Source organism: Streptomyces sp. NPDC002403 (genome assembly GCF_053593015.1).
On record NZ_JBSFBQ010000001.1, the window covers coordinates 481,472 to 507,849 of the forward strand.

Annotated in this window: 24 protein-coding genes; 16 read left to right on the forward strand and 8 right to left on the reverse strand. The window is 70.9% G+C overall.

Annotation, left to right across the window (positions count from 1 at the left end; genetic code table 11):
• Positions 1-4 precede the first annotated feature (4 nt).
• The 4 genes from ACWCPY_RS02240 to ACWCPY_RS02255 are packed head-to-tail and all read left to right on the forward strand — an operon-like array spanning position 5 to position 4,654.
• Complete coding sequence (locus tag ACWCPY_RS02240; protein WP_451262368.1) at positions 5-1,354, forward strand: DUF6716 putative glycosyltransferase; 1,350 nt, start codon at positions 5-7, stop codon at positions 1,352-1,354.
• A 20-nt stretch (positions 1,355-1,374) separates the two neighbouring features.
• Complete coding sequence (locus tag ACWCPY_RS02245; RefSeq protein ID WP_451262369.1) at positions 1,375-2,607, forward strand: cytidylyltransferase domain-containing protein; 1,233 nt, start codon at positions 1,375-1,377, stop codon at positions 2,605-2,607.
• Positions 2,608-2,651: 44 nt separating this feature from the next.
• A complete protein-coding gene (locus tag ACWCPY_RS02250; RefSeq protein WP_329818784.1) occupies positions 2,652-3,587 on the forward strand; it encodes an N-acetylneuraminate synthase family protein in 936 nt (311 codons plus the stop codon).
• An 11-nt stretch (positions 3,588-3,598) separates the two neighbouring features.
• Positions 3,599-4,654 (forward strand): hypothetical protein, encoded by a 1,056-nt coding sequence (locus ACWCPY_RS02255; protein ID WP_362448220.1) that lies wholly within the window; start codon positions 3,599-3,601, stop codon positions 4,652-4,654.
• A gap of 55 nt (positions 4,655-4,709) precedes the next feature.
• Here ACWCPY_RS02255 and ACWCPY_RS02260 read toward each other — a convergent pair whose 3' ends face one another.
• Positions 4,710-5,084 (reverse strand): type II toxin-antitoxin system VapC family toxin, encoded by a 375-nt coding sequence (locus ACWCPY_RS02260; protein ID WP_451262370.1) that lies wholly within the window; start codon positions 5,082-5,084, stop codon positions 4,710-4,712.
• The gene (locus ACWCPY_RS02265; protein WP_358950377.1) at positions 5,084-5,326 is read right to left on the reverse strand and encodes a type II toxin-antitoxin system Phd/YefM family antitoxin; all 243 of its coding nucleotides are present in this window, start codon (positions 5,324-5,326) and stop codon (positions 5,084-5,086) included. Before ACWCPY_RS02265 ends, ACWCPY_RS02260 begins: the two co-directional genes overlap by 1 nt.
• 246 nt (positions 5,327-5,572) lie before the next feature.
• Here ACWCPY_RS02265 and ACWCPY_RS02270 point away from each other — a divergent pair, with 246 nt between their 5' ends.
• From ACWCPY_RS02270 to ACWCPY_RS02305, 8 genes are all read left to right on the forward strand, one after another.
• Positions 5,573-6,196 (forward strand): hypothetical protein, encoded by a 624-nt coding sequence (locus ACWCPY_RS02270; protein ID WP_451262371.1) that lies wholly within the window; start codon positions 5,573-5,575, stop codon positions 6,194-6,196.
• A gap of 182 nt (positions 6,197-6,378) precedes the next feature.
• Positions 6,379-7,605 carry an amidohydrolase gene (locus ACWCPY_RS02275; protein WP_451262416.1) on the forward strand — a complete coding sequence of 409 codons (1,227 nt, stop codon included), beginning with the start codon at positions 6,379-6,381 and terminating at the stop codon, positions 7,603-7,605.
• A 138-nt stretch (positions 7,606-7,743) separates the two neighbouring features.
• Complete coding sequence (locus ACWCPY_RS02280) at positions 7,744-8,793, forward strand: BMP family lipoprotein (RefSeq protein WP_451262372.1); 1,050 nt, start codon at positions 7,744-7,746, stop codon at positions 8,791-8,793.
• A gap of 238 nt (positions 8,794-9,031) precedes the next feature.
• Positions 9,032-10,615 (forward strand): ABC transporter ATP-binding protein, encoded by a 1,584-nt coding sequence (locus ACWCPY_RS02285; RefSeq protein ID WP_451262417.1) that lies wholly within the window; start codon positions 9,032-9,034, stop codon positions 10,613-10,615.
• Complete coding sequence (locus ACWCPY_RS02290) at positions 10,612-11,730, forward strand: ABC transporter permease (RefSeq protein WP_362448202.1); 1,119 nt, start codon at positions 10,612-10,614, stop codon at positions 11,728-11,730. Before ACWCPY_RS02285 ends, ACWCPY_RS02290 begins: the two co-directional genes overlap by 4 nt.
• On the forward strand, positions 11,727-12,992 hold the full coding sequence (locus ACWCPY_RS02295; protein WP_451262373.1) for an ABC transporter permease: 1,266 nt from the start codon (positions 11,727-11,729) through the stop codon (positions 12,990-12,992). Before ACWCPY_RS02290 ends, ACWCPY_RS02295 begins: the two co-directional genes overlap by 4 nt.
• A complete protein-coding gene (locus ACWCPY_RS02300) occupies positions 12,989-13,387 on the forward strand; it encodes a cytidine deaminase (RefSeq protein ID WP_072486548.1) in 399 nt (132 codons plus the stop codon). The genes ACWCPY_RS02295 and ACWCPY_RS02300 overlap by 4 nt, the downstream gene beginning before the upstream one ends.
• Before the next feature lie 133 nt (positions 13,388-13,520).
• A complete protein-coding gene (locus tag ACWCPY_RS02305) occupies positions 13,521-14,798 on the forward strand; it encodes a thymidine phosphorylase (protein ID WP_451262374.1) in 1,278 nt (425 codons plus the stop codon).
• A 139-nt stretch (positions 14,799-14,937) separates the two neighbouring features.
• Here ACWCPY_RS02305 and ACWCPY_RS02310 read toward each other — a convergent pair whose 3' ends face one another.
• Positions 14,938-18,258, reverse strand: a complete 3,321-nt coding sequence (locus ACWCPY_RS02310; RefSeq protein ID WP_451262375.1) for a S8 family peptidase — start codon at positions 18,256-18,258, stop codon at positions 14,938-14,940.
• 319 nt (positions 18,259-18,577) lie between these two features.
• Here ACWCPY_RS02310 and ACWCPY_RS02315 point away from each other — a divergent pair, with 319 nt between their 5' ends.
• Entirely contained in the window at positions 18,578-18,973 is a 396-nt protein-coding gene (locus ACWCPY_RS02315) for an STAS domain-containing protein (RefSeq protein ID WP_451262376.1), read from the forward strand.
• Between the two features lie 30 nt (positions 18,974-19,003).
• On the opposite strand, the gene ACWCPY_RS02320 is transcribed toward ACWCPY_RS02315, so the two are convergent.
• The 4 genes from ACWCPY_RS02320 to ACWCPY_RS02335 all read right to left on the reverse strand — a co-directional run bounded on the left by ACWCPY_RS02320 (position 19,004) and on the right by ACWCPY_RS02335 (position 22,551).
• The gene (locus tag ACWCPY_RS02320; RefSeq protein WP_451262378.1) at positions 19,004-19,309 is read right to left on the reverse strand and encodes a hypothetical protein; all 306 of its coding nucleotides are present in this window, start codon (positions 19,307-19,309) and stop codon (positions 19,004-19,006) included.
• Between the two features lie 7 nt (positions 19,310-19,316).
• Positions 19,317-20,306 carry a sigma-70 family RNA polymerase sigma factor gene (locus ACWCPY_RS02325; protein WP_451262379.1) on the reverse strand — a complete coding sequence of 330 codons (990 nt, stop codon included), beginning with the start codon at positions 20,304-20,306 and terminating at the stop codon, positions 19,317-19,319.
• A gap of 105 nt (positions 20,307-20,411) precedes the next feature.
• On the reverse strand, positions 20,412-21,128 hold the full coding sequence (locus tag ACWCPY_RS02330; RefSeq protein WP_451262380.1) for a L,D-transpeptidase family protein: 717 nt from the start codon (positions 21,126-21,128) through the stop codon (positions 20,412-20,414).
• An 85-nt stretch (positions 21,129-21,213) separates the two neighbouring features.
• Positions 21,214-22,551, reverse strand: coding sequence for an MFS transporter (locus ACWCPY_RS02335; RefSeq protein WP_451262381.1), 1,338 nt, complete (start codon positions 22,549-22,551; stop codon positions 21,214-21,216).
• A 62-nt stretch (positions 22,552-22,613) separates the two neighbouring features.
• Between ACWCPY_RS02335 and ACWCPY_RS02340 the strand changes: the two genes are divergently transcribed.
• Positions 22,614-23,567, forward strand: a complete 954-nt coding sequence (locus ACWCPY_RS02340; protein ID WP_329818802.1) for a LysR family transcriptional regulator — start codon at positions 22,614-22,616, stop codon at positions 23,565-23,567.
• A gap of 203 nt (positions 23,568-23,770) precedes the next feature.
• On the opposite strand, the gene ACWCPY_RS02345 is transcribed toward ACWCPY_RS02340, so the two are convergent.
• Positions 23,771-24,532: an alpha/beta hydrolase family protein gene (locus ACWCPY_RS02345; RefSeq protein ID WP_451262382.1), complete on the reverse strand. Its 762-nt coding sequence runs from the start codon at positions 24,530-24,532 to the stop codon at positions 23,771-23,773.
• A gap of 103 nt (positions 24,533-24,635) precedes the next feature.
• On the opposite strand from ACWCPY_RS02345, the gene ACWCPY_RS02350 reads away from it, so the two are divergent.
• Positions 24,636-25,790 carry an adenosine deaminase gene (locus ACWCPY_RS02350; RefSeq protein WP_451262383.1) on the forward strand — a complete coding sequence of 385 codons (1,155 nt, stop codon included), beginning with the start codon at positions 24,636-24,638 and terminating at the stop codon, positions 25,788-25,790.
• A 136-nt stretch (positions 25,791-25,926) separates the two neighbouring features.
• Entirely contained in the window at positions 25,927-26,244 is a 318-nt protein-coding gene (locus ACWCPY_RS02355) for a hypothetical protein (protein WP_451262384.1), read from the forward strand.
• Positions 26,245-26,378 lie beyond the last annotated feature (134 nt).

A 26,378-nucleotide genomic window follows, 5' to 3' on the forward strand; every position in this document is an offset into this window, starting at 1 on the left:
GGACGTGCCCCCACGTACCGAAAAGACGACCGCCCTCCGGGTAGCCGTACTCGCCGACTCCGACACCCGGTGGAAATGGGGCGCGCTCACCGCGCGCCGCCTCACCGCCGGAGCGTCCGGGACATCGGCGCAGCGCGTCGAGATCAGCGGACTGCTGCTGCGCGGCCGGGCCACCCCGACCCCGCGCCAGCTCGCCGAGGTCGGCGACGTCGGTATCGAGACCGGCCGGGTCCGCGAGGTGACGGCCGTCGAGTTCCTGCACGGCGTGCGGGACGAGGGGTACGACGTCGTCGTCCTCGCCCTCGTCGGCGGAGCCGTCCAGGCGATGCTGCACGGACTCGCCGCACTGCGGCTGCCCACCCGGCCCGTCGTCGTCACCGGCTACGTCGGCGTCGTCTACGAGAAGCTCGCCGACGGACTGCTGCTGCGGCACGGCGCGGACGTCGTCCTCGCCAACTCCCGCCACGACGCGGAGCGTTTCCGCGCGGTGTACGAGGGAGTGGGCACCGACTCCTCCGCCGTCACCGAGGCCGCCCTGCCGTTCCTCGGCGGCGAGCCGCACCGCCCGCAGGAGGGCCGCGACACCGTCGTCTTCGCCGCCCAGCCCTCCGTACCGGCCTCCCGCGACGACCGGATGTACCTGCTGCGCAGGCTCGTCGAGCACGCCAGGCTGCACCCGGAGCGCGAGGTGCTGCTGAAGCTGCGCTCCAAGCCCGGCGAGCACACCACGCACATCGAGGAACTCCCGTACCAGCGGCTCGCCGAGAAGCTGCCCGGCGGCCTGCCGCCCAACTTCCGCCTGGTGTACGGGCACATGGGCGAGGTCCTGGACCGCACCGACCTGCTGGTCACGGTCTCCTCGACCGCCGCGCTGGAGTCCCTGCACCGGCGCGTCCCGACCGCGGTCCTCACCGACCTCGGCGTCCGCGAGGCGCTGGGCAACCACCACTTCATCGGCTCCGGCCTGCTCACCTCCTGGGACCATCTGGACGGCGGCTTCCGCCCGGAGCCCGACCCGCGGTGGCTGGCCGGCCAGGGCGTCGCCGCCGACGGCACGTACGCCACCGCCTACGACCACGCCCGCGCCCGCGTCGACGCCCTGCTCGCCGCCGCCCGGCTGCCCGACCTCGCGCCCTACTACACGCCCGCCACCGCTCCCGGCTACCTCCCCGGCATCCTCGCCCGCCACCACCTCGCCCCCGACGGCCACCCGCTGCCGGGCGCCGAACGGCCCCGCGAGACCGGCGGGGTGCGCGGCGCGGTCCGCGAGGCGGTCCGGGAGGCGGCGCGCGGCGCGTACCGGCAGGGCGTCCAGCGGGTCGCCCCGGTGATCCGACGGATGGGCGAGCTGTGAACACCACTTCAGGAGCAGAGATGACCCCGACCCCCACCGTGCTCGCCGTGATCCCCGCCCGCGGCGGATCCAAGGGCGTACCGGCCAAGAACCTCGCCCAGGTCGGCGGCGTACCGCTGATCGCCCGCGCCGTACGCGCCTGCCTGGCCTCCCGCGAGGTCACCGATGTGGTCGTGACGACCGACGACGCGGCCATCGCGGACGCGGCCCGCGCCGCCGGCGACACGCTCGGCGCCTCCGAGCGGCTGCACATCGTCCAGCGCCCCGCGGCCATCGCCGGGGACAGGTCCAGCAGCGAGGACGCGGTGCTGCACGCCCTGGACGCCTACGAGGCGATGCGCGAGCGGACCGCCGACGTGGTGCTGCTGGTCCAGTGCACCAGTCCCTTCGTGCTGCGGGAGGACATCGACGGCGTCGCCGCCGCGGTCGCCCGCGACGGCGCCGACACGGCGGTCACCGTCGCCCCCTTCCACGGCTTCCTCTGGCGCGACGGCAGCGCGATCGAGGAGGGCAACTACGGTGTCAACCACGACAAGTCCGTACGCCAGATGCGCCAGGACCGCCCCGAGGACCTCCTCGAAACGGGCACCGCGTACGCCATGGACGCGGCGGGCTTCCGCACCCACCGCCACCGCTTCTTCGGCCACACCGCCCTGGTGCGCACCGACGCCGCACGGGTCCTGGAGATCGACGACCCGCACGACCTGGACCGCGCCCGCGCCCTCGCCCCGCTGCTGGACCCCTCCCCGCTGCCCACCCTCGACGACATCGACGCGGTCGTCCTCGACTTCGACGGCACGCAGACCGACGACCGGGTCCTCATCGACGCCGACGGCCGCGAGATCGTCGCCGTCCACCGCGGCGACGGACTGGGCATCGCCGCCCTGCGCAAGGCCGGACTGCCGCTGCTGATCCTCTCCAGCGAGCAGAACCCGGTCGTCGCCGCCCGCGCCCACAAGCTCCGCATCCCGGTCCTGCACGGCATCGACCGCAAGGACCGGGCGCTCAAGCAGTGGTGCGACGAACAGTCCATCGCTCCCGACCGTGTCCTCTACGTCGGCAACGACGTCAACGACCTGCCGTGCTTCGCACTCGCCGGCTGGCCCGTGGCCGTCGCGAGCGCCCACGACTCGGTACGGGCGGCCGCACGCGCCGTCACGACCACCCCCGGCGGCTTCGGCGCCATCCGCGAGATCGCGGCCTGGCTGCTCGGCCCCACCCTCACGACTCCCACTGCCCAGTCCCCCAAGTAACCCCCGGGTCCCCCGAACCCGATCGAACTAAGGAAACACACCTCATGAGCACCTCCCGTCTGCGCACCCTCGGCACCCGCACCGCCGGCCCCGGTCAGCCCGTCTACGTCACCGGCGAGATCGGCATCAACCACAACGGCGACCTCGACAACGCCCTCGCCCTGATCGACGTCGCCGCCGAAGCCGGCTGCGACGCCGTCAAGTTCCAGAAGCGCACCCCGGAGATCTGCACCCCGCGCGACCAGTGGGACATCGAGCGCGACACCCCCTGGGGCCGGATGACCTACATCGACTACCGCCACCGCGTCGAGTTCGGCGAGGCCGAGTACCAGGCCATCTCCGAGCACTGCGCCAAGCGCGGCATCGACTGGTTCGCCTCCCCGTGGGACACCGAGGCCGTCGCCTTCCTGGAGAAGTTCGACGTCCCCGCCCACAAGGTCGCCTCCGCCTCCCTCACCGACGACGAGCTGCTGCGCTCCCTGCGCGCCACCGGCCGCACGGTCATCCTCTCCACCGGCATGTCCACCCCGAAGCAGATCCGCCACGCGGTCGAGGTCCTCGGCTCGGACAACATCCTTCTCTGCCACGCCACTTCGACGTACCCGGCCAAGGCCGAGGAGCTGAACCTGCGGGTCATCAACACCCTCCAGCAGGAGTACCCCAACGTCCCGATCGGCTACAGCGGCCACGAGACCGGCCTCCAGACGACCCTCGCCGCCGTCGCCCTCGGCGCCGCGTTCGTCGAGCGCCACATCACCCTCGACCGCGCCATGTGGGGCTCCGACCAGGCCGCCTCCGTCGAGCCGCAGGGCCTCACCCGCCTCGTCCGCGACATCCGCACCATCGAGGCCTCGCTCGGCGACGGCGTCAAGAAGGTGTACGAGTCCGAGCTCGGCCCGATGAAGAAGCTCCGCCGGGTCGCGGGCGTCGTCGCCGAGAGCACCGAGGCGGCCCCGGTCGCCGAGCCGGTCGCGGTCTGACGGGCCGACCGGTGAACCTCGCCTTCGTCGAGAGCCCGGTCCAGCTCCTGAACGTCCTGGAGTGGGCCTACACAGAGGGAGGCGGCGACCGGGTCCTCACGGACATCACGGTCGTCGTCCTCCCCCCGGTCGACCCGATGTCGCGCGGTCAGCTGCGCCGGATGGCGGAGCTGGCCCGCGACGAGGGCATCAACGTCCGCTGGCAGGAGGCGCGCGGCGGCGCGGGCGCGCCCCTCAAGAGCCTGCGCGACCTGTCCGGACTGGTCCGCAGGGCGCAGCACGTCGTCATCGGCGACCCGTTCTCCCGGTACGTACAACTCCTGCTCACCATGGTCCGGGCCCGCCGCCTCACCGTGGTCGACGACGGCACGGCCACCATGGAGTTCGTCGCCCAACTGGCGCGCGGCGAACGCCTGGTGCGCTGGCACCGCAAGGGCAGCTCGGGCCCCCGCGAACTGGTCCTGGCCCCGGTCACCGCCCGCGCCCGCAGCCGCTTCACCCCGTCCGCCACCCGTACGGTCGAGGTCTTCACGGCCATGCCGGTCGAGGCTCCGCCCGGTGTGACCGTCACCCCCAACACCTTCGCCTGGACCCGCGCCCGCTTCGGCCCGCCGCTGCTCACCAAGGGCGCGGACCTGGTCGGCACCTCCCTGGTCGAGACGGGCGTGGTCGACCGGGACCAGTACCTGGAGGCCGTCGCCTCCCTGTCCCGCACCCACGGCGCGACCCGCTACTTCGCCCACCGCCGCGAGTCCACCGACAAGCTCCACGCCCTGGAGGCCGCCACCGGCCTGGAGATCGTCCGCCCCGACCTCCCCCTGGAACTCATCGCCCGCCGCGGCCCCATCGGCCGCACGGTCCTGAGCTTCCCCTCCACGGTCGTCCACACCCTGCCGCTGGCCCTGGCCGGCACCGAGGTGAAGGTCGCCGTCTGCGACATCGCCCCGGAATGGCTCCGCGAGACGGCGTCCCCGCGCGCCCAGGGTTTCCTGAGCGGCGTCACGGAGACCGCCCGCGGCGTCCAGCGCCTGGCGCCCTGGCGGGCCACGGCGGTGACGGAGGCGTAAGGACGCATCAGGCGAACATCCCTCGGCCCCGCCCGGGGCCGAGGGCGCAGATCCGTCAGACGGGCATGACCTGCACGTCGTAGGAGGGGATCCACTTGTCGCGGGTAAGGATCGTCATTCCCTCGGTCTGGGCCTGTGCGATCAGTATCCGGTCGAACGGATCGCGGTGATGTGCGGGCAGCCTGCCCGCCCGCACGCCGTGTCCCGCGGTGATCGGAAGCGGGGTGAACTGGCTGTCCCGTACTCGTTCGGCCAGATCATCGGGACCTTCGACCTTTCCCAGGGACTGCTTGATCGCGATCTCCCACGGGGTGACCGCACTGACGAAGACCGAGGGCTCCGTGTCCAGCAGGTGCTTGATCTCGTCGGTGAGCTCGGCGGAGTCGTCGAGCCACCACAGGACGACATGTGTGTCGAGCAGCATCTTCATCAGCGCATCCCGAAGGCGTCGGCCAGGTCGTCCGGCAGCTCGTCGAAGTCTTCCCTGATACGGATCTGTCCCTGGAGCGAGCCGCGCCCGGTCCGTTTCACCCGGGTGCGGAGCGGCACGACCTTGGCCACTGGCTCTCCCGCTTTGGAGATCACTACTTCCTCGCCCGTGGCCACCTGCTCCAGGATGCGCGAGAGGTGGGTCTTGGCCTCATGGACGTTGTACTGACGAGCTGCTTCCACGGCTGCCTCGCAGGGACGGGTCGAGGGCGGACTAACCACTGGACTAAGTTTACTCCGTGATCCCGGCGCATGCGCCGGTGGCGGCCGGCTCCCGCCTGTTGGGGAATGGCGGTCGATGCCGATGCGGGCGGACAGGCCCGAGCGGTACGTCATGGATCACCCTGACCCGTAAGTGACGTACACCCAGGGTTTGTTGGGGGAAGGTCCCGATGGCGGTCAGGGCCGGCCGGGCGCGAGCATCAACGCATGACAACGATGAGGGCGGCGACGGAGCGGCACGGTGGCACGGCCGGGGTGACGGCCGCAACGGCACTCCTCGCGGGACCGGCCCTGATGGCGGGGTACGGGGTGGTGCGGCTGGTCGGGCGGGCCGTCGGCGATTACGGGCCCGGGGTGTGGTGGACGGTGGCGCATCTGCTGTTCCTGGCCGGGGTGCTCGCCTTCGTGCCGGTCTTCCTGGGGCTGCGGGGACTCGCCGGGGAGCGCGGAGGCAGGCGGGTCGCGGGCGAAGTGGCCGCCTGGACCGGGCTGCTCGGTGCGGCGGCGGTGGTGGTCCAGGCGGTGATCGACCTGGGGGTCGCGTTCGTCTCGGCGGACAAAGCGGCCATGAGCGAGATGTTCGACCGGGTGCAGGGCGTGCCCGGTGTGATGCCGTTGGTCTACACCGTGGTGCCGATGCTGTTCTGGCTCGGGCTGCTGGCCCTGGTCACCCTGCTCGCCTTCCTCCGCCGTGACGTGGTCCGGGCGTGGGCGCCGGTGCTGGTGCTGGCGGGAACCGTGCTGATGGCCGTGAGCCTGGATCTGCTGCCGGTCGGGGCCCTGTGCCTCGGGGCGGCGCTGATGCCGGTGCGCCGGGGGCTGTCCGGCTGAAGGGGGGGCCGGTGGCCCGTCGCGGCTGCCGATCACGGCGCAAAAGGAGGCGAGTGTACCCACCCGGCCATCACCTCACACGCCACGACGCAGTCATTTATTCGTCTATGTGGCTGAACTTTTCTTGTTTCATGGTCAGTTGAAGGGGGAAGGGCCTTACCCTTCACCAGGTGAACCAGTTGATGTCCCGCGATTCCGATGCCCAGCCGCCCGGCGACGAGGCGCTGCCCGGCACCCTGCCCGAGGACCTGCGTGCCGAGCTGATCGCCTTCCGGCGCGACCTGCACATGCACCCCGAACTGGGCAACCAGGAGTTCCGTACCACCGCGGCCATCAAGGCCCGGCTGGAGAAGGCGGGACTGGAGCCCCGGGTGCTCGACACGGGGACGGGGCTCATCTGCGACGTGGGCACGCGGGACGGCTCCACCGCGCCGATGCTCGCCCTGCGCGCGGACATCGACGCACTGCCCATCCCGGACACCAAGACCGGCGTCCCGTACCGCTCCACCGTCCCCGACCGGGCGCACGCGTGCGGACACGACATCCACACCACCTCGGTCCTCGGCGCCGGCCTCGTGCTCGCCGGGCTGGACCGGCGGGGGCTGCTCCCGAACCCCGTGCGGCTGATCTTCCAGCCGGCCGAGGAGGTGCTGCCCGGCGGGGCGCCCGACACGATCCTGTCCGGGGCGCTGGAGGGCGTCGGGCGGATCATCGGGGTGCACTGCGACCCGAAGGTGGACGTGGGGCGGATCGGGCTGCGGGTCGGGGCGATCACCTCGGCCTGCGACCGGCTGGAGGTCAGCCTGGACGGCCCCGGCGGGCACACCGCCCGCCCGCACCTGACCACCGACCTGGTCACCGCCGCCGCCAAGGTCGCCACCGAGGTGCCCGCGCTGCTGGCCCGCCGGGTCGACGCGCGCGCCGGGCTCGCCGTCACCTGGGGGCGGCTGGAGTCCGGTCACGCCTGCAACGTGATCCCGCAGCACGCCGAACTGTCGGGCACCGTCCGCTGCCTGGAACTGGCCGCCTGGCGGGAGGCCCCCGACCTGGTGCACGCCGCGATCGACGAGGTGGCCGGGATGTACGGCGCCAAGACGGTGATCGACTACGTGCAGGGTGTCCCGCCGGTCGTCAACGACGCCGCCGTCATCGATCTGCTCGCCGGGGCGATGACCGCGCGCCGAGGACCGCGGGCGATCGAGGACACCGAGCAGAGCCTGGGCGGCGAGGACTTCTCCTGGTACCTGGAACACGTCCCCGGCGCCATGGCCCGGCTCGGCGTCCGCACCCCCGGCGACAGTGCCCGTCTCGACCTGCATCGCGGCGATTTCGACGCCGACGAGGAGGCGATCACGGTGGCCGTGGAGCTGTTCACTGCCTCCGCGTTGCTCGACGGCAACCATCCGTAACCGGACTCGTCACCGCTGGTTCGCGACGATCCGATAACGGCTTCCGTACAGGGCTTTATCTGACATCTACGCGCGTTACGATCGCCGCGAAACCAGCGCCGGAAGAGGCGCTTCGGTCAGGTTTGAAGGAGCCTTCCCTTGCGCCGGATCACCCGGATCACCACCGTGGGCCTTGCGTCCGCGGCGCTCGCGCTCAGTGCCACGGCCTGTGGCGGCAAGACGTCGTCGGATGCTGGTTCCGACTCCAAGGGGGCCAAGACGGCTCTCGCGTACGACATCGGTGGCCGCGGCGACCAGTCGTTCAACGACGCCGCCTTCGCGGGTCTGGAAAAGGCCCAGAAGGAACTCGGATTCAAGGGCACCGAGGCCGAGCCGTCGGACGGTGAGTCGGACGCCGACAAGGTGCAGCGTCTCACCACGCTGGCCCGCGCCGGCAACAACCCGGTGATCGGCGTCGGCTTCGCGTACGCGCCCGCCATCAAGAAGGTCGCTCCGAAGTTCCCGAAGATCACCTTCGGCATCATCGACGACGCCTCGGTGACCGGCAAGAACATCGCCAACCTGGTCTTCAACGAGGAGCAGGGTTCGTACCTCGCCGGTGTCGCGGCGGCCAAGGTGAGCAAGTCCAAGACGGTCGGCTTCATCGGCGGTGTCGAGACCCCGCTGATCAAGAAGTTCCAGGCGGGCTTCGAGCAGGGCGTGAAGGACACCGACCCGTCGGTGAAGGTCCTGTCGCAGTACCTGACCCAGCCGCCGAACTTCGACGGCTTCTCCAAGCCCGACCTCGGCAAGGCCGCCGCCCAGGGGCAGCTCGACAAGAAGGCCGACGTCATCTACGCGGCGGCCGGTCTGGCCGGCTCCGGGTCCATCGAGGCCACCGCGAAGGCGGGCAAGTGGGCCATCGGCGTGGACTCCGACCAGTACAGCCAGAAGGGCCTGGCGGCGTACAAGGACCAGATCCTGACCTCGGTCACCAAGGACGTCGCGGACTCCGTCTACAACCTGATCCAGTCGGTCAAGGACGGCAAGCCGCAGTCCGGTGAGGTCCGTTACGGCCTGGACAAGGACGGCGTCGGCCTGGCCGACTCCAACCCGGCCTTCACCAAGATGACCGACGTCATCGCGGCTGTCGACAAGGCGAAGAAGGCCATCATCGACGGCAAGGTCACCGTCAAGACCACCCCGTAACGGCACCTGCCGTACGGCTGGTTTCCCCGGGCCCGGAGCCGCGCATCGCTGCTGCTCCGGGCCTCACGGGGTGTTCGTCCGAGAAGTTCCGCCCGTCACAGCGTCGCTCCAGCACGGGGCCGACCCCCGGTCTCCCTCCGTGCTGTGCACATCCGCCTTACGATTCGGCAGCACTACGCGTGTAGACAGCCCTCCGGCGCGATAACTTCACCCCGCCCCTGCCCCTCCGCCCCCGCTCCTGTCCGGCCAAGGAGAGTGCGTCATCAACGCGTCCAGCCCCCCCGCCGTAGAACTGCGCGGCATCACCAAGCGTTTCCCCGGTGTCGTCGCCAACCGGGACATCGACATCACCATCCGCAAGGGCACGGTCCACGCCCTCGTCGGTGAGAACGGTGCCGGCAAGTCCACACTGATGAAGATCCTCTACGGCATGCAGAAGCCGGACGAGGGCACCATCACGATCAACGGGACCGAGGTGGCGTTCGGCAGCCCGGCCGATGCCATCGAATGCGGCATCGGCATGGTGCACCAGCACTTCATGCTCGCCGACAACTTCACCGTCCTGGAGAACGTGGTTCTCGGCGGCGAGAAGCTGCACGGCATCGGCTCCGCCGCACGCAAGAAGATCATGGAGATCTCGGACGCGTACGGTCTGGGGGTCCGGCCCGACGCCCTCGTCGAGGACCTCGGCGTCGCCGACCGTCAGCGCGTGGAGATCCTCAAGGTCCTCTACCGGGGCGCGCGCATCCTGATCCTGGACGAACCGACCGCCGTGCTCGTGCCGCAGGAGGTCGACGCGCTCTTCGACAACCTGCGCGAGCTCAAGGCGGAGGGCCTGACCGTCATCTTCATCTCGCACAAGCTGGGCGAGGTGCTGTCGGTCGCCGACGACATCACGGTGATCCGCCGCGGTACGACGGTCGGCACCGCGGACCCGGCCAACACCACCACCAAGCAGCTCGCCGAGCTGATGGTCGGCAGCGAACTGCCCTCTCCCGAGACCCGTGAGTCCACGGTGACGGACATCCCGATGCTGCGCGTCGAGAACCTCGCGCTCACCGTGACCGATCCGGACGGTGCGGTGCGCGACGTGCTGGCCGGCATCGACCTCACCATCCACAAGGGCGAGGTGCTGGGCATCGCCGGCGTGGAGGGCAACGGCCAGACCGAGCTGATCGAAGCTCTGATCGGCATGCGGAACCCCGACGGCGGTGTGATCACCCTCGACGGCGACGACATCTCGCACGCCCCCACGCGCAAGCGACGCGAGAGCGGCATCGGTTACATCCCGGAGGACCGTCACCGGCACGGTGTGCTGCTGGAGGCGTCCCTCTGGGAGAACCGTATCCTCGGCCACGTCACGGAACGGCCCAACAGCCGCGGCGGGCTCCTGGACATCAAGGCGGCCCGCGCCGACACCGAGCGGATCGTGCGCGAGTACGACGTCCGCACCCCGGGCATCGAGGTCACCGCGGCCTCCCTCTCCGGCGGCAACCAGCAGAAGCTGATCGTCGGCCGCGAGATGAGCCACGACCCGAAGCTCCTGATCGCCGCGCACCCCACCCGCGGCGTGGACGTCGGAGCGCAGGCGCAGATCTGGGACCAGATCCGCGAGGCGCGCCGCGAGGGCCTCGCCGTCCTGCTCATCTCGGCGGACCTGGACGAGCTGATCGGGCTCTCCGACACCCTGCGCGTCATGTACCGCGGCCGGCTGGTCGCCGACGCCGACCCCGGCACCATCACCCCGGAGGAACTGGGCTCGGCCATGACCGGCGCCGCCACCGGTCATCTCGAGGCAGCACCGGAGGACGAGGACCGATGAAGAAATTCGACAAGGACCGGCTGATCCTGGGCTTCGCCGGCCCCGTTCTCGCCCTGGTCGTCGCCTTCGTGCTCACCACCGTGGTGCTGCTCGCCTCGGGCAAGAACCCGTTCGAGCCGTATCGGCTGATGTTCGACTCGGCGACCTACGTCGACGTGCAGGTGCTGATCATCAACCAGGCGGGTACCTACTACCTCGCCGCCCTCGCGGTCGCCGTCGGCTTCCGGATGAACCTCTTCAACATCGGCGTCGACGGCCAGTACCGGCTCGCCGCGATGGTCGCCGCGCTGGTCGGTGCGAGCGTCGATCTTCCGGGGGCGCTGCAGATCGCGCTGATCGTGATCGTCGCGATGCTGGTCGGCGCCTTCTGGGCGGGCATCGCCGGCTTCCTGAAGACCACGCGGGGGGTGAGCGAGGTCGTCTCGACGATCATGCTCAACTCCATCGCGACCGCGCTGATCGCCTGGCTGATCCTGCCGAAGAACTTCGGCGTGCAGCCCGCCGGCTCCAACAACCTGACCACCGGCGACATCCCGGAGTCCGCCTGGTTCCCCGGCCTGTCCATGGGAGCGGAGGCGGGGGAGATCTACGGATTCACCTTCGTCGCGGCCGCCTGCGGTGTCATCTACTGGTTCGTCCTGAACCGCACCCGCTTCGGCTTCGACCTGCGGGCCACGGGCGAGAGCGAGAGCGCCGCCCAGGCCTCCGGTGTGGACGCCAAGAAGATGGTCCTCACCTCGATGCTGATCTCCGGAGCCGTCGCCGGTCTCGCCGGCATGCCGACGCTCCTCGGTGACACACACACCTACAGCCTCGACTTCCCGACCGGGATCGGCTTCACCGGCATCACCATCGCCCTGCTCGGCCGGAACAACCCGATCGGCATCGCCTTCAGCGCCCTGCTGATCGCCTTCCTGGACAAGACATCCGCCTCGCTCGACCAGTTCGGGTACGAGAAGGAGATCGCCACGATCATGCAGGGCCTGATCGTGATCTCGGTCGTCGTCAGCTACGAACTCGTGCGCCGTTACGGAACCCGCCGCCAGCAGCAGAAGGTCGGCGAGGAACTCGCCGCCGGCCATGCCCTCAAGACCGAGAAGGAGGCCGCACTGTGAGCGCAACCCAGGTTTCCGCCGCGAGCGTCGCCCCCAAGAAGGGCGGCGGCCGCCGCAAGCTCACCCTGCCCGTCATCCTGCTGATCATCGCGGGCGGGCTCGCGCTGGTCTCGCTCGTCCGCCTGATCAGCGGTGCCAACGACGTGACCTCCGTGGGGCAGGTCGCGGGCGCCCTCGAACTGGCGGTTCCGATCGGCCTCGCCGGGCTCGGCGGTCTGTGGGCCGAGCGCGCGGGCGTCGTCAACATCGGTCTCGAAGGCATGATGATCCTGGGCACCTGGTTCGGTGCCTGGGCCGGGTTCCAGTGGGGCCCGTGGGTGGGCGTCCTGTTCGGCATCATCGGCGGCGCCCTCGGCGGCCTGCTGCACGCGGTGATCACCGTCACCTTCGGGGTGAACCACATCGTCTCCGGTGTGGCCATCAACATCCTGGCGGTGGGACTGACCCGCTACCTCTCCAACTTCGCCTTCGACGGCGTGGAGGGCGGTTCGTCCAAGCAGTCCCCGCGGATCGAGGCGATCGACCGGATCACCATTCCAGGCCTGTCGGACTGGCTTCTCGATCTGCAGGAGAAACACTGGTTCTTCGTCTCCGACGTCGCCGGGGTCGTCGGTGGCCTGGTCACCAACCTGTCCTGGCTGACCGTCGTCGCGCTGCTGCTGATCCCCGGCACCTGGTGGGTGCTGTGGCGCACCTCGTTCGGCCTGAGGCTGCGTTCCTGCGGTGAGAGCCCGGTCGCCGCCGAGTCGCTCGGCGTCAACGTCTACAAGTACAAGTACATCGCCGTCGTCGTCTCCGGCGGACTGGCCGGACTCGCCGGTGCCTTCCTGGCGATCGTCTCCACCGGCATCTACCAGGAGAGCCAGACCGGTGGCCGCGGCTACATCGGTCTCGCCGCGATGATCTTCGGCAACTGGATGCCCGGTGGGATGGCGCTCGGCGCGGGCCTGTTCGGCTTCACCGACAGCCTCAAGCTGCGCGGTGGCGCCGAGAACGTGCACGCGATGCTGCTGCTCCTCGCGATCCTGCTGGTGGTCGTGCTGTTCTGGCAGCTGTACCGGAAGAAGTACGTGGCCGCGGTCGCCTCGGCGGCGGTCTCCGCGCTGCTCTTCACCTGGTACGCGCTGACGGACCAGGTGCCGAGCCAGTTCGTCGACGCCGCTCCGTACGTCACGACACTGCTGGTTCTCTCGCTCTCGGCGCAACGCCTGCGCATGCCGAAGGCGGACGGTCTCGTCTACCGCAAGGGCCAGGGCAAGTGACGGCCGCCGCGGAGGTCGACTGGGCGGCGCTGCGGAGCGCCGCACGGTCCGTGATGACCCGCGCGTACGTCCCGTACTCGCACTACCCGGTCGGCGCCGCGGCGCTCGTCGACGACGGCCGTACGGTCTCCGGCTGCAATGTCGAGAACGCCTCGTACGGCATCGGGCTGTGCGCCGAGTGCGGCCTGGTCTCCCAGCTGCACGCCACCGGGGGAGGCCGGCTCACCCACTTCACCTGCGTGGACGGGGCCGGCGAGATCCTGGTGCCGTGCGGCCGGTGCAGGCAGCTGCTGTACGAGTTCGGCGGCCCCGAGCTGGTCCTGGAGACGCCCGACGGACTGCGCACGCTCGACGAGATGCTGCCGCAGGCGTTCGGCCCGGGCCATCTGAAGTAGCGGGCGCCCGCGGCGCGTCCACCGTGGCCCTCCCGCCCGCCGGGAGGGCCACCCCCATCTCCACCCTCTATGCGCGTAGAGTCATTCGGGACTCTTGCGTACCGTACGTACCGGCCGGAAGGACTCCCAGGACATGGACGCCATCTCCGTCATCCGCACCAAGCGGGACCGAGGCGAGCTGACCCCCGAGCAGATCGACTGGGTCATCGACGCGTACACCCGCGGTGAGGTCGCCGACGAGCAGATGTCCGCGCTGGCCATGGCGATCCTGCTGAACGGCATGAACCGCACCGAGATCGCCCGCTGGACCGCCGCGATGATCGCCTCCGGCGAGCGGATGGACTTCGCGTCGCTCTCCCGGCCCACCACCGACAAGCACTCCACCGGCGGCGTCGGCGACAAGATCACCCTGCCGCTCGCCCCGCTGGTCGCCGCCTGCGGCGCCGCCGTGCCGCAGCTCAGCGGCCGGGGCCTCGGCCACACCGGCGGCACCCTCGACAAGCTGGAGTCCATCCCCGGCTGGCGCGCCCACCTCTCCAACGAGGAGATGCTGAACGTCCTGGACACCACCGGCGCGGTGATCTGCGCCGCCGGTGACGGGCTCGCCCCCGCCGACAAGAAGCTCTACGCGCTCCGCGACGTCACCGGCACCGTCGAGGCCATCCCGCTCATCGCCAGCTCCATCATGTCCAAGAAGATCGCCGAGGGCACCGGCGCGCTCGTCCTGGACGTCAAGGTCGGCTCCGGCGCCTTCATGAAGACCATCGACGACGCCCGCGAACTGGCCTCCACCATGGTCGCGCTGGGCACCGACAGCGGAGTGCGCACCGTCGCCCTGCTCACCGACATGGCCACCCCGCTCGGCCTGACCGCGGGCAACGCCCTGGAGGTGCGCGAATCGGTCGAGGTACTGGCCGGCGGCGGCCCCAAGGACGTCGTCGACCTCACCCTCGCCCTGGCCCGCGAGATGCTCGACGCGGCCGGGCTCAAGGACGCCGACCCCGAGAAGGCCCTCGCCGACGGCTCCGCGATGGACGTCTGGCGCCGCATGATCTCCGCCCAGGGCGGTGACGTGGACGCCCCGCTTCCGGTCGCCCGGGAGCAGCACGTGGTCACGGCCCCGTCCACCGGCGTACTGACCCGCCTGGACGCCTACGACATCGGCGTCGCCGCCTGGCGCCTCGGCGCGGGCCGCGCCCGCAAGGAGGACCCGGTCCAGGCCGGTGCGGGCGTCGAACTGCACGCCAAGCCGGGCGACACGGTGACGGCTGGCCAGCCCCTGCTGACGCTGCACACCGACACCCCCGAGAAGTTCGACTACGCCCTGAAGGCCCTGCCCGACGCGTACGACATCGCCCCGGCCGGCACGGCGTTCACCGCCACCCCGGTGGTGCGGGAACGCATCGCCTGACCTGCGGTTTCCTCGTGCGGGTGAACGGGACCGGTGGACCGCCGGTCCTCCCGGTGCGGTCCAAGAACGCGAGCGGCCCGCCGGGGCGGAGGAATCCGTCCCGGCGGGCCGCCGTCGTGCGGTCGGTGCGGCTAGGCGCTCACTTGCCGAAGTACGCGTTGTAGATCGACACCGACGACTTGTTGCCCTTCTTGTCCGTGACGTTCGCCCGGTAGGAGATGGACTTCCCCTTGGCCGGGTTCTTCACGGAGATCTTGCCCGCCTTGACCGTGGACTTCTTCCAGGTCTTGCCGGCGTCGTAACTGACGTACACCGTCAGCGACTTGAGGTTCTTCCCGGCGGCCGCACCCTGCACCTTCACGGGCACGGAAGCGGTCCGGCCGGCCGTGACCCTGCTGTCCGCGGTGACGTTGGGCGTGAACCGCACCGTGGAGACGGGCAGCATGGCCGGGCCCGAGGTCCGCTTGGAGCGGAAGGTCCAGCTCGCGTCGATCCGGGTGGAGACCGGGGAGAGGGCGGCGCTGCGTCGCATCGAGGTCGTCAGCCGGTAGTCGGCGGCGGCGGACGACACGGCGAAGGGGACCATGCCCGTCAGCGGGTCGTCGTTCCCGGCGAGCTTCTTGCCATTGCGGTACAGGACCGTCTTGGCCGAACTGTAGGCGGACCCACCGAAGTTGCCGGCTCCGTCGGCCACCAGCGGCAGCATGCCGACGATGTCGTTGCCGTCGCGGAGGATGCCGTACTCGGAGCTGACCGCGGGGCCGAACACCGCGGTGTTGACCTTCTTCGTGTAGGACTTGCCCGCCTTGAAGCCCTGCGGGGCGCCGAGGGTGTAGGTCGCCTCGGTCACCGGGTAGCCGTCCTCGTCGACTCCGCCGTCCTGGTCGAAGTCGAAGCTCCACTTCACCTTGTCGGCGGTGGAGACGTAGGAGGTGACCTTGCCGGGGATCTTGTGGAAGGACCAGGCCCCCCAGCCGCCGTCCGAGCCGGGCAGCCAGCCCGTGGTGGCGATCTCACCGGTCTTGCCCTTGGCGGGCGAGCCGAGGGAGAGGCCGACCTTGGCCAGTTGGCCGGTGGTGTACTTCCGCTCGAAACCGGTGGCCGCCCGGGTCACCGGACCGCCGGCCGCGATGTCGTACCGGGTCGAGGTGCCCTTGCTCCAGCTGCCGATCCAGTGCTGGGAGAGCGAACCGTCGGTCACGGCCGGGCCGAAGTGCGCGGTGCGGAAGTTCTTGTACGTGTCGAGGATCCAGCCGTAGGTGTAGCCGGAGTCCTCGGTCGAGAACTGGAGGTCGGGCGCGGCCAGCAGGGACTTCGTCCCGGTGGCGGGCACGGTGATGTTCACCGGCTTCGCCTTGCGCGCGTCGAGCGTCACGGTGAGGTTCTTGGTGACGTCCAGCTTCGGCTGCGACAGCCAGTCGGTGCCCTTGGCGTAGTCCTCCGGGTCGACGGTGACGGACCCGTTCAGCGTGTAACCGCCCTTGGGAAGACGGACCTTGGCGGTGCCGTCGGTGAGCGTCGGGGAGAGCCACTGGCCGAGCGCCGTTCCCGAGAGGCCGAAGAGGTCGGCCTCGGCGAACTCGGCGGGCTTGCCGTCGCGCCCGATCGTCTTGACCGTGACGTCGTACGACTCGATCTCGCGCTCGACCGCGGCCGCCGTGCGGACGCTCTGGCCGCCGCCGGTCCCGACGACATACGCGGAGTAGGTGCCGTCGGCCGTACCGCCGAGCTTGGTGTTCACGGTCAGCGGCACGTCCGCGGTGCCGCCCGCGGGGACGGTCACCTTGTCGGCGCCGAGACCGAAGAAACCGGCCGGGGCGGGCTTGCCCCCGGGGCCGGTGGCCGTGACCGCGAGGTCGAGGGTGACATCGGCCGTGCCGAGGTTGCGGTACGTCACCTTCTTGGTGACCGGGGTGTCGTCGGTGTGCGGCCACTGCTGCACCCCGAAGCTCACCGACACCGGGTCGGCGACGACGGTCTGGGCGATCGCCCGGTCGACCGCGATCCGGCCCGTGCCCTGCTCGAACGGCGAGTACGCGCCCGGCTTGGCCGAGGCCGTCAGCGCGCCCTTGAGCTCGGCGTACTTCCACTCCGGGTGCTGCTGCTTGAGGAGCGCCGCGGCGCCCGCGACATGCGGGGTCGCCATCGACGTACCGGAGATCGTCAGATAGCCGGGCGGGTTCTGCCCGACCTCCTGGTCGATGGCGGATCCGGGTGCGGCCGCCGCCGTGATGTCCACGCCGGGGGCGGTGACATCGGGCTTGATCGCTCCGTCGCCGACGCGCGGGCCACGGCTGGAGAAGTCGGCCAGCTGGTCCTTGTCGTCGACCGCGCCGACGGTCAGCGCGGCGTCCGCGCTGCCCGGGGAGCCGACCGTACCGGCCGCGTCGCCCTCGTTGCCCGCCGCGATGGCGAACAGGACACCCTTGTCGGCCGACAGCTTGTTGACCGCCGCTTCCAGCGGGTCCACCTCGGGGGTGTCGCTGCCGCCGAGGCTCAGGTTGATGATGTCGGCGCCCTGCGCGACCGCCCACTCCATGCCGGCCAGGATGCCGGAGTCGTCGCCGAAGCCGTTGTCGTCGAGCACCTTGCCTTCCAGCAACCGGGCTTCCGGGGCGACGCCCTTGAACTTGCCGCCCGACTTGGCGCCCGAACCGGCCGCGATCGAGGAGACATGGGTGCCGTGGCCGACCCGGTCCTTGGTGTCGGGCGAGGCGGTGAAGTTCTTCGTGTCGAGGATCCGGCCCTGGAGATCGGGGTGGGTGGCGTCCACACCGGTGTCCAGTACGGCGATCTTGACGCCCTTTCCGGTGTAACCGGCCTTCCAGGCGGCAGGGGCACCGATCTGCGGCACGCTCTTGTCGAGACTCGCCCGGCGCACCCCGTCCAGCCAGACCCGGTCGATCCCGGCGGCCGTGGTGCGCTGCGTACCGTGCGCCGCCTTGTCGGTGAGTGCCTGCCAGATGTCCTGGGCGTCACGCTGCGGCGTGGTCACCGACTGGGCGTTCAGCGAGTTCAGGGTCCGGCCGACCCGGGTGGAACCCGCGTCCCGGACCTCGGCCTTCGCGGCCGCCGCCCGGGCGCCCCGGTAGGAGACGATCAGCTTCAGGCCCGCCTTCTGGGCCCTGCGGTTCTCCGCCCGGTTCAACTCGGTGACGTCGAACAGCCGTCGGTCCAGCTTGCCGGAGCTGATCAGCCGGTGTGCGTCGGCCGGGACGAGCAGGGTGTGCCCGTCGCGTATCTGCCGCTGCACGGGTATGTGCTCGCGGCCCTTCGCAGCCCGGAAGCCCAGGACCCGGCCCTTGGCGTCCACCGTGACGACATCGCCGGTGATCAGCGTCAGCCGGTTCTGGGCCGGGGGCCACTGGGTCCTGGCCCCGGTGCCGGACGGCTGGGCGGCGTCGGGCTGGGCCACGGCCGGGCTGGTCATCCCGGCTGCGAGCGCCACGGCGGCGGCCATGGCGACGGTCGAAACACACGCGTTTCTCACGTGTCTGCGCAACTCTCCCCCTGGAGAATCAGGCGGCCCCGAGGGGCCACTGGTCAGTCGGCACCGATGGGACGCCGGTGCGGACCGCTTCACGTATCTAGAGGGGAAATCGACCGGAGAGGTTGACAGAAAGCGCACAGGTAACGGGAGTTGACGGAAGTTCACCGGTCGGGTGCGCGTGGGTGAGGGGAGGCGGAGGAGGGTCCGGGCGGCGCGGGAGCGGCTGCCGGGCGGGTACGTGGCGTTCGCCCGGCCCGGGCGGCCCGGAAGGCATGAGGCCCCGCCGGCGATGAGTTTCGGCCGCCGGGCCGGTCTCCCTGATGTGGAACCCATGACCCCGAACCTTCTCGTCGTCACCGGCCGCGTCACCAGGGCCGCGGTGCCGGGACTCTGCGCCGAGCTGGAGACACTGCTGTACGACCCCGACGGCTCCGTCCGAGACCCGGACACGGGGGTGGACTGCGACGTGGGAGGGGTGGTGCACGTGGATCTGGCCCTGGTCGAGGCCATAGCGCGGCTGGGACTCGTCGCACGCCGGGCGGGCGGCAGGAGGCTGCGGCTGCGCAATGTGCCGCCCGAGCTGCGGAGCCTGCTGGACCTGGTCGGACTGGCCGACGTGGTGGACGTGGTGGACGGGGGGTGCGGAACGGGGGCGGGGGCCGAGGCATCGGAGGGGGACCGCTGAGCGTACGAGCCGCCCCCGGCCCCGCCCCGCTCAGTCCGAGGGCCCGGCCACGGCGCAGACCCAGAACCGGACGGTCCCGCCGTCGACCGGTGTCGCCGATGTCGGGAGGAGCGGGGTCGGGGTGGCGGCGGGGCGCCGCGCCGAGTGGCCGACGGCGTCGTCGCAGGCCGACTCGGGCTGCGGCCCCGGCTCACCGCCCGGCCCGGTGGGCCGGGCCGAACCGGGCTCGGGGCCGCCGGTGGCGGACGGCTCGCCCATCCACTGGGCGAGCCCCCAGCCACCGGCCGCCAGCACCACCCAGCCGGCCACCAGCCCGTTCCGTATGCCGCGCCTCACGCGACCCTCACGCCGCGTCGGCGTCGAGACGGTCCGGCAGCCCGAAGAGCGGGAACCAGCGCGGGGTGTCCAGGAAGCAGTGCATCCCGGTGATCGCCCCGTCCGAGATGTCGATGACCTGCACCGCCCACGGCACGAACCCGGACCCGTCCGGATCCGGCTTGTAGTGCGCGAACGCCGGGGTGCCGTTCGCCGATGTCGCCACCAGCCGCGAGCCCGCACAGCTCGCACCGATGGAGAGCATGAAGCCGGTGATGTCGTCGTGACCCTGGAGCCAGAGGTCGAACGGCGGCATGGTCATCACGGCGTCCTCATGGAGCAACGCCGTCAGTGCCACCATGTCGTAGCCCTCGAAGGCCGCCACGTACCGCTCAAGGAGCTTGCGCTGCTCCTCGTCCAGCGGATTCGCGGTGTCGACGGGCTTGCCCTCGTGTTCGGTGAGGGTGGCCCGCGCCCGCTGGAGGGCGCTGTTGACCGAGGCGACCGAGGTGTCGAGCAGCTCGGCGACCTCGCTCGCCTTCCAGGCCAGCACCTCGCGCAGGATCAGCACGGCACGCTGCTTGGGCGGCAGATGCTGGAGCGCGGCGACGAACGCCAGGCGCACCGACTCCCGCGCCACCGCGGCCTCCGCCGGGTCGGCCACCGTCGGCAGGACGCGGCCGTCCGGCATCGGCTCCAGCCAGGTGTTCTCCGGCAGGGGGTTGAGCGCCGCCTGGGCGAGCGGTGTCGGGCCCGTCAGATCGACCGGACGGGCCCGCTTGTTCCCGGCGTTCAGCATGTCCAGGCAGACATTGGTGGCGATGCGGTACAGCCAGGACCGCAGCGAGGAACGCCCCTCGAACTTGTCGAAGTTGCGCCAGGCACGCACCAGCGTGTCCTGCACCGCGTCCTCCGCCTCGAAGGCCGAGCCGAGCATCCGGTAGCAGTAACCGGTCAGTTCGACCCGGTGTCCCTCCAGACGGCTGTCGACATCCGTCGTCGCTGTCAGATCACTCATCGCTCCACCCCTGTTGCGCTGTGACACCGCTCACCCGGCACTCCGGAAGCTACCGCAGGCCACTGACAACGGGGACGTGAAGTACCGAAACCGCCCGAGGTCCGGTCACGTTCCGGGCTTGCGCCCGTACACGTAGACGTCGTCGCCGTTCCTCAGCAGATTCCAGTACGACTTGGCATCGGCGGTACGCATGTTGACGCACCCGTGCGAACCCGGCGGGTTCCACATCTTCACGCCCACCGCGTGGAAGGCCTGGCCCCCGTCGAAGAACTGGGAGTACGGCATCGACACGTGGTAGATCGACGAGACGTGGTTGATGTGGCGCCAGTAGATCTTCTTCGACCCGGTGCGGGTCTCGTACTTGTCCCGCCCGGTCCGTACCGGCACGGGGCCGAACCTCAGCTTGCTGCCGTCCTGGATCCAGCTCAGCTGCCGGGTCAGGTCCACGCACGCGATGCGCCCCTTGTTGGTGGGGCACTTCTTGTCCTTGTTCGGGTTCGTGCCGGCGGCCTTCTGGGCCGTGAGCGTCTTCATCGTCCGCCAGGTGACCGGACCCGCGTACCCGATGGTGGGGGTCACCCCGTACGTGCTCTGGAACGACCTGATCGCCTTGCAGTCGGCGGCCGACTGCCTGCCGTCGACCGGCCGCTTCAGATACTTCTCGACCTGCTTCTGGTACGGCCCGGTGGACGCCGTGCAGGACGCCGCCTGCGCCGACCCGCCGGTGGCCAGCACCAGGGCCGGCACCGCGGTCAGGCCCGCCACCGACAGCGCGAGCCCGCGCCGCAGCCGTACTCCCCGTATGCTCCCCGCGACTCCCATGTACGCCAACTCCCCTTCGCGCGCCGTGAGGTGATTCCGCCTGCTAGACGCGCGTCGGGGAGTGGATGGTTGTGCGCCGTACGTCTCAGTTCTGTACGGACACCGTGTCCCGGTGCTGGACGGACACCACCGGAACCGGCCGGCGCCGCTCGGCGCGGGCGGCCCGCGTCCCGTACAGCGTGATCGAGACGACGCCGAGGACCGCGAGCAGTCCCAGCGAGACCGTCCCGGCCCAGCCGCCGGCGTGGAAGGCGACCGCGCCGAGCGTGCCGCCCGCGCTGGAGCCCAGGTAGTACGCGGACTGGTAGAGCGCCGACGCCTGGGCGCGGCCCTTCGTCGCGGTGCGGCTCACGGACGAGGAGGCGACCGCGTGCCCGGCGAAGAAGCCCGCCGTGATCAGGACCAGGCCGAGGAGCACGGCGGCCAGCTGGTCGGCGAGGGAGAGCAGCAGACCGGCGGCCGTGGTGGAGACGGCCAGGTACAGCGCGCCCCGGCGGCCGAGCCGGGCGACCAGCCTGCCGGCCGCGGCGGAGGAGACCGTACCGACGAGGTAGACCAGGAAGATCGAGCCGACGACGCCCTGCGGGAGGTTGAACGGCGCCTCCACCAGCCGGTAGCCGATCACCGTGTAGACCGCGCCGAACACCGTCATGAACAGCGCGCCGATCGCGTACAGCCGGCGCAGCAGCGGATCGGCGAGGTGTCCGCCGACGGTCTTCGCGAGGGCCTTCGGGTTCAGCGTCCCGGGGGTGAAGTTCCGCGCCCGGGGGATCATGAAGTGGAAGACGACCGCGCAGGCCACGGCCAGCACCCCGACCGCGCCGAGCGCCGCCCGCCAGCCCCACAGCTGCGCGATCCAGCCGGTGAGGATACGGCCGCTCATGCCGCCGATGCTGTTGCCGGCCACGAACAGCCCGATCGCGGCGACCAGTGCCTTCGGCCGTACCTCCTCGGCCAGATAGGCCATCGCGGAGGCGGGCAGCCCGGCCAGTGCCGCGCCCTGGACGGCGCGCAGCGCGATCAGCCAGCCCAGCGAGGGGGCGAAGGGGACGAGCAGCCCGACCAGCACGGCGACCGTCAGCGAGGCGGTCATCATCTGCCGCCGTCCGAACCGCTCGGAGAGCGCGCTCATCGGCAGCACGCACAGCGCCAGTGCGCCCGTCGCCGCGGAGACCGTCCAGCTGGCCTGCCCGGCCGTGGCGCCGAGGGAGGCGGAGACGGCGGGCAGCAGGGCCTGCGTGGAGTAGAGAAGTGCGAACGTCGCGACACCTGCGGCGAAGAGCGCGAAGCTCATCCGGCGGTAGCCGGGGCGGCCCGGTTCGAGACGGTCCGGCGCGGCGGTGGCGGCGGGAGCGGCGACGGGGGACGGCTGGGGCGAGGCGGCCACGGTGAGCGTGGACGCCCCGGTACTGGCAGGAGGCATGCTTCGAAAGTAGGCTCTCCGGTTTCATGCGTCCAATGCACGAAGTGACGATAATCAATCCCATGGTGCATGAACGCAGCTCACAGCCCCGGCTGTCACCCAGTAGTTACGAAGAAGACATTCGCGCCGTGCTCGCACCGCGACTGGCCCACTTCGAGGCGGTCGCCCGCCACGAGCACGTCACACGCGCCGCGCAGGAGCTCGGCGTCCCGCAGTCGACACTGTCGCGGGCGATGGTCAGGCTCGAACAGGACCTGGGAGTCGCCCTGTTCGCCCGCAAGGGCCGTACCGTCTCGCTCACCCCGGCGGGCCGCACCTTCCTCGGCTCCGCGGAGCGGGCCCTCGCCGAGGTCGAGAAGGCCGCCGACTCGGTACGGGCCGACGCCGACCCGGCCACCGGCAAGGTCGCCTTCGGCTTCCTCCACACCATGGGCTCGGAGACCGTCCCCGCTCTCCTGCGCGCCTTCCGCGCCGACCACCCCCGGGTCCGCTTCCAGCTCGTGCAGAACTACGGCGAGGCGATGATCGAACGTCTGAGGGCCGGCGGCCTCGACCTCTGCCTCACCTCACCCGTCCCGGACGCCCCCGACCTCGTCGCCCGCCGCCTGGACGAACAGCGCCTGCGCCTGGTCGTCCCCGAGGACCACCGCCTCGCCGGCCGCCGCCGCATCCGCCTCGCGGAGGCCGCCGACGAAAAGTTCGTCACCCTGGAACCGGGCTACGGCCTGCGGCGCATCACCGACGACCTGTGCGCCGAGGCGGGCTTCACCCCCCGGGTGGCCTTCGAGGGCGAGGAGGCCGAGACCCTGCGCGGCCTGGTGGCCGCCGGCCTGGGCGTGGCCCTGCTGCCGCCGCCCGCCGTGCCCCGCCCCGGCGTCGTCGAACTCACCGTCACGGCCCCGAGGGCGGCCCGCGAGATCGGCGTCGCCTGGCTGGACGGCCACCCGGACACACCGCCCGTGGCCGCCTTCAAACGCTTCCTGCTGTCGCGGCGGGGGCACCTGCTGCCGGACTGACAAGGGCGCCCCCGCCGCGACGGCAGGAAGCCTGTGAAGCGCGCCATGCGCGGCCTGACGGCCGCCGCTGCCACCGCGGTCCTCGCCGACGGCCTGGTCGTCGCCCTGCCGGGCACGGCGAGCACCAACGGCTACGGCTTACACGTGCAGGAACTGGAAGACCGGCAGCTCCGCCTCCTGTGCCTGCCGGCCCACCGGCTCCCTCAGCCCCGCAGCGACTTCCCGAACCCCGCCGCCAACGGCATCCGCAGCCCCAGCGGGGGCGGCGCCGCCAGTGCGTCGGCCACCGGGCGCGCGTAGGCCCGGCCGAACAGCGATCCGCGTACGAAGTCCGCGGCCAGGGCCATCACTTCGGCCCGGTGCTGGCGCAGCCCGTGGCCGTCCGAGTGGACCTCGAAGCGGCAGGTGTCGCGGTTGGTCTTCTTGGCCCGCTCGGCCAGGCGGAAGGAGAGTTCGGGGTCGGTGCGGGCATCGTTGGTGCCGTGGACGAGCAGTACGTGACGGCCCAGCAGATGCTTCACCGGCTCGGGTTCCTCGGCCCCGCCCTCGGGCAGCCAGGGGGCCATCGCCAGAACGGAGCCGACCGCCGGGTGGCCGCCCGCCCGCAGCGCGGCCCGGCCGCCCATGCCGTGGCCGGCCAGGCAGACGGGAACGTCGCCGTAGCGTCGTACGACCTCGTCCACCGCCCACTCGGCGTCCGCCGCGAGGTGTGCGTCGGTCGCGTTCCAGCCCCGGCAGCGGTAGCGCACCACATGCACGGCGAGCCCGTCCTCCTGGCCGGCGCGGGCCAGGGTGCGGGCCAGGGGGAGCTGGAGCGCGTAGGAGAGAGGGGAGGGACGGCGGTGCGAGTCGGCCTCGCCGTCCGGGAGCAGCAGGACCACGCCGCTGACCGCGGTCGGAGCTCCGGCCGTCCTGACGGCCCGTCCCAGCCTTGCGGCAGGCAGGGGGAGTGCGCTCTGTGCCATGACAGAACAGTGTCAGAAGGGCGGGTGTACGCCACCCGTATTCGCGGTCACTGTTACGTATCGACAAGCGACAATCTACGCGCGTAGGGACTAGAGTGCGCAGATGATGAGCCCGACCCTTCACGTGCCCGGCCAGGATCAGATCCGGCGTGCACCCAAGGTGCTTCTGCACGACCATCTCGACGGCGGCCTGCGTCCGGGCACGATCGTCGACCTCGCTCTCGCGAGCGGATACGAAGGACTGCCCGAGACCGAGCCCGACAAGCTCGGCATCTGGTTCCGCGAGGCGGCCGACTCCGGATCGCTGGAGCGCTACCTGGAGACGTTCGCCCACACCTGCGCCGTCATGCAGACCCGCGAGGCGCTGGTCCGGGTGGCCGCCGAGTGCGCCGAGGACCTGGCCGCGGACGGTGTCGTGTACGCCGAGGTGCGGTACGCCCCCGAGCAGCACCTGGAGGCCGGGCTGACCCTCGAAGAGGTCGTCGAGGCGGTCAACGAGGGCTTCCGCGAGGGCGAGCGGCGGGCCCGCCTGGACGGCAACCGGATCCGGGTGGGCGCCCTCCTCACCGCGATGCGGCACGCCGCCCGCTCCCTGGAGATCGCCGAGCTGGCCAACCGCTACCGCGACCAGGGCGTGGCCGGTTTCGACATCGCGGGCGCGGAGGCGGGCTTCCCGCCCACCCGGCACCTCGACGCCTTCGAGTACCTCAAGCGCGAGAACAACCACTTCACCATCCACGCGGGCGAGGCCTTCGGGCTGCCGTCGATCTGGCAGGCGCTCCAGTGGTGCGGTGCGGACCGGCTCGGTCACGGGGTCCGCATCATCGACGACATCGAGGTCGGCGACGACGGCGGTGTGAAGCTCGGCCGCCTCGCCTCCTACGTACGCGACAAGCGCATCCCGCTGGAGCTGTGCCCGACCTCCAACCTCCAGACCGGCGCCGCCGCCTCGTACGCGGAGCACCCCATCGGGCTGCTGCGGAAGCTGCATTTCCGGGCCACCGTGAACACGGACAACCGGCTGATGAGCGGTACGAGCATGAGCCGTGAATTCGAAAAGCTGACCGAGACCTTCGGATACACGCTCGACGACATGCAATGGTTCACCGTCAATGCGATGAAGTCGGCATTCATTCCTTTTGATGAGCGTCTGGCGATGATCAACGACGTGATCAAGCCCGGATATGCCGAGCTGAAGTCCGAGTGGCTCTTCGAGCAGACCGCCGCGACCAGCGTTTCTTCCGCTTCCGTCGGCTGATCGACGCCCTTGCGCGGAAAGGCCGGGAAGCCGAGTTCCCGGCCTTTCCCGGTGTGTCGGAGTGTTTGTGGGGAGGGCGGTGGGGCGGCTACGTTTCGGAACCCCCACGTCCCTCTCCCCCAAGGATGAATTTCACATGAAGCAGTCTGCTGTCAGGACTCTCGGCGTTGCCGCTCTCGGTGCCGCTTTCGCCGCCGCCGCCGCGGGTACCGCCTCCGCCGCCGTGCTGCCGGCCGACGCCGCGGGCACCGCCCTGCCGGTGGCGACCACGGCACTGGGGACCGCGACCCAGAGCCTGCCGGTCCAGGAGACGACCACCAAGCTCCTCGGCACCGGCCAGCAGAAGCTCGTCGGCGAGGCCACCGCCCCGGTCAAGGGCCTGCTCGGCGGCCTGCCCGCGGGCGGCTTGAAGACCAGCGGCCTGTCGACCAACGGTCTTCCGCTCGGCGGCTGATCCCCGTATACGCCTGTGGGGCGGACACCCGGACCGAGTAGGAGATCGCCACCGCGCTGGAGAACGGCGTCGTGAAGATGAACCTCGACACCGACACCCAGTACGCCTTCACCCGCCCGATCGTGGACCACATG

Coding starts and splice junctions, on each gene's coding strand:
- ACWCPY_RS02245 (WP_451262369.1), top strand. CDS start 1,375: ATGACCCCGACCCCCACCGTGCTCGCCGTGATCCCCGCCCGCGGCGGA.
- ACWCPY_RS02250 (WP_329818784.1), top strand. CDS start 2,652: ATGAGCACCTCCCGTCTGCGCACCCTCGGCACCCGCACCGCCGGCCCC.
- ACWCPY_RS02260 (WP_451262370.1), bottom strand. CDS start 5,084: ATGAAGATGCTGCTCGACACACATGTCGTCCTGTGGTGGCTCGACGAC.
- ACWCPY_RS02270 (WP_451262371.1), top strand. CDS start 5,573: ATGACAACGATGAGGGCGGCGACGGAGCGGCACGGTGGCACGGCCGGG.
- ACWCPY_RS02275 (WP_451262416.1), top strand. CDS start 6,379: ATGTCCCGCGATTCCGATGCCCAGCCGCCCGGCGACGAGGCGCTGCCC.
- ACWCPY_RS02290 (WP_362448202.1), top strand. CDS start 10,612: ATGAAGAAATTCGACAAGGACCGGCTGATCCTGGGCTTCGCCGGCCCC.
- ACWCPY_RS02305 (WP_451262374.1), top strand. CDS start 13,521: ATGGACGCCATCTCCGTCATCCGCACCAAGCGGGACCGAGGCGAGCTG.
- ACWCPY_RS02310 (WP_451262375.1), bottom strand. CDS start 18,258: ATGGCCGCCGCCGTGGCGCTCGCAGCCGGGATGACCAGCCCGGCCGTG.
- ACWCPY_RS02315 (WP_451262376.1), top strand. CDS start 18,578: ATGAGTTTCGGCCGCCGGGCCGGTCTCCCTGATGTGGAACCCATGACC.
- ACWCPY_RS02325 (WP_451262379.1), bottom strand. CDS start 20,306: ATGAGTGATCTGACAGCGACGACGGATGTCGACAGCCGTCTGGAGGGA.
- ACWCPY_RS02330 (WP_451262380.1), bottom strand. CDS start 21,128: ATGGGAGTCGCGGGGAGCATACGGGGAGTACGGCTGCGGCGCGGGCTC.
- ACWCPY_RS02335 (WP_451262381.1), bottom strand. CDS start 22,551: ATGCCTCCTGCCAGTACCGGGGCGTCCACGCTCACCGTGGCCGCCTCG.
- ACWCPY_RS02340 (WP_329818802.1), top strand. CDS start 22,614: ATGGTGCATGAACGCAGCTCACAGCCCCGGCTGTCACCCAGTAGTTAC.
- ACWCPY_RS02345 (WP_451262382.1), bottom strand. CDS start 24,532: ATGGCACAGAGCGCACTCCCCCTGCCTGCCGCAAGGCTGGGACGGGCC.
- ACWCPY_RS02350 (WP_451262383.1), top strand. CDS start 24,636: ATGATGAGCCCGACCCTTCACGTGCCCGGCCAGGATCAGATCCGGCGT.
- ACWCPY_RS02355 (WP_451262384.1), top strand. CDS start 25,927: ATGAAGCAGTCTGCTGTCAGGACTCTCGGCGTTGCCGCTCTCGGTGCC.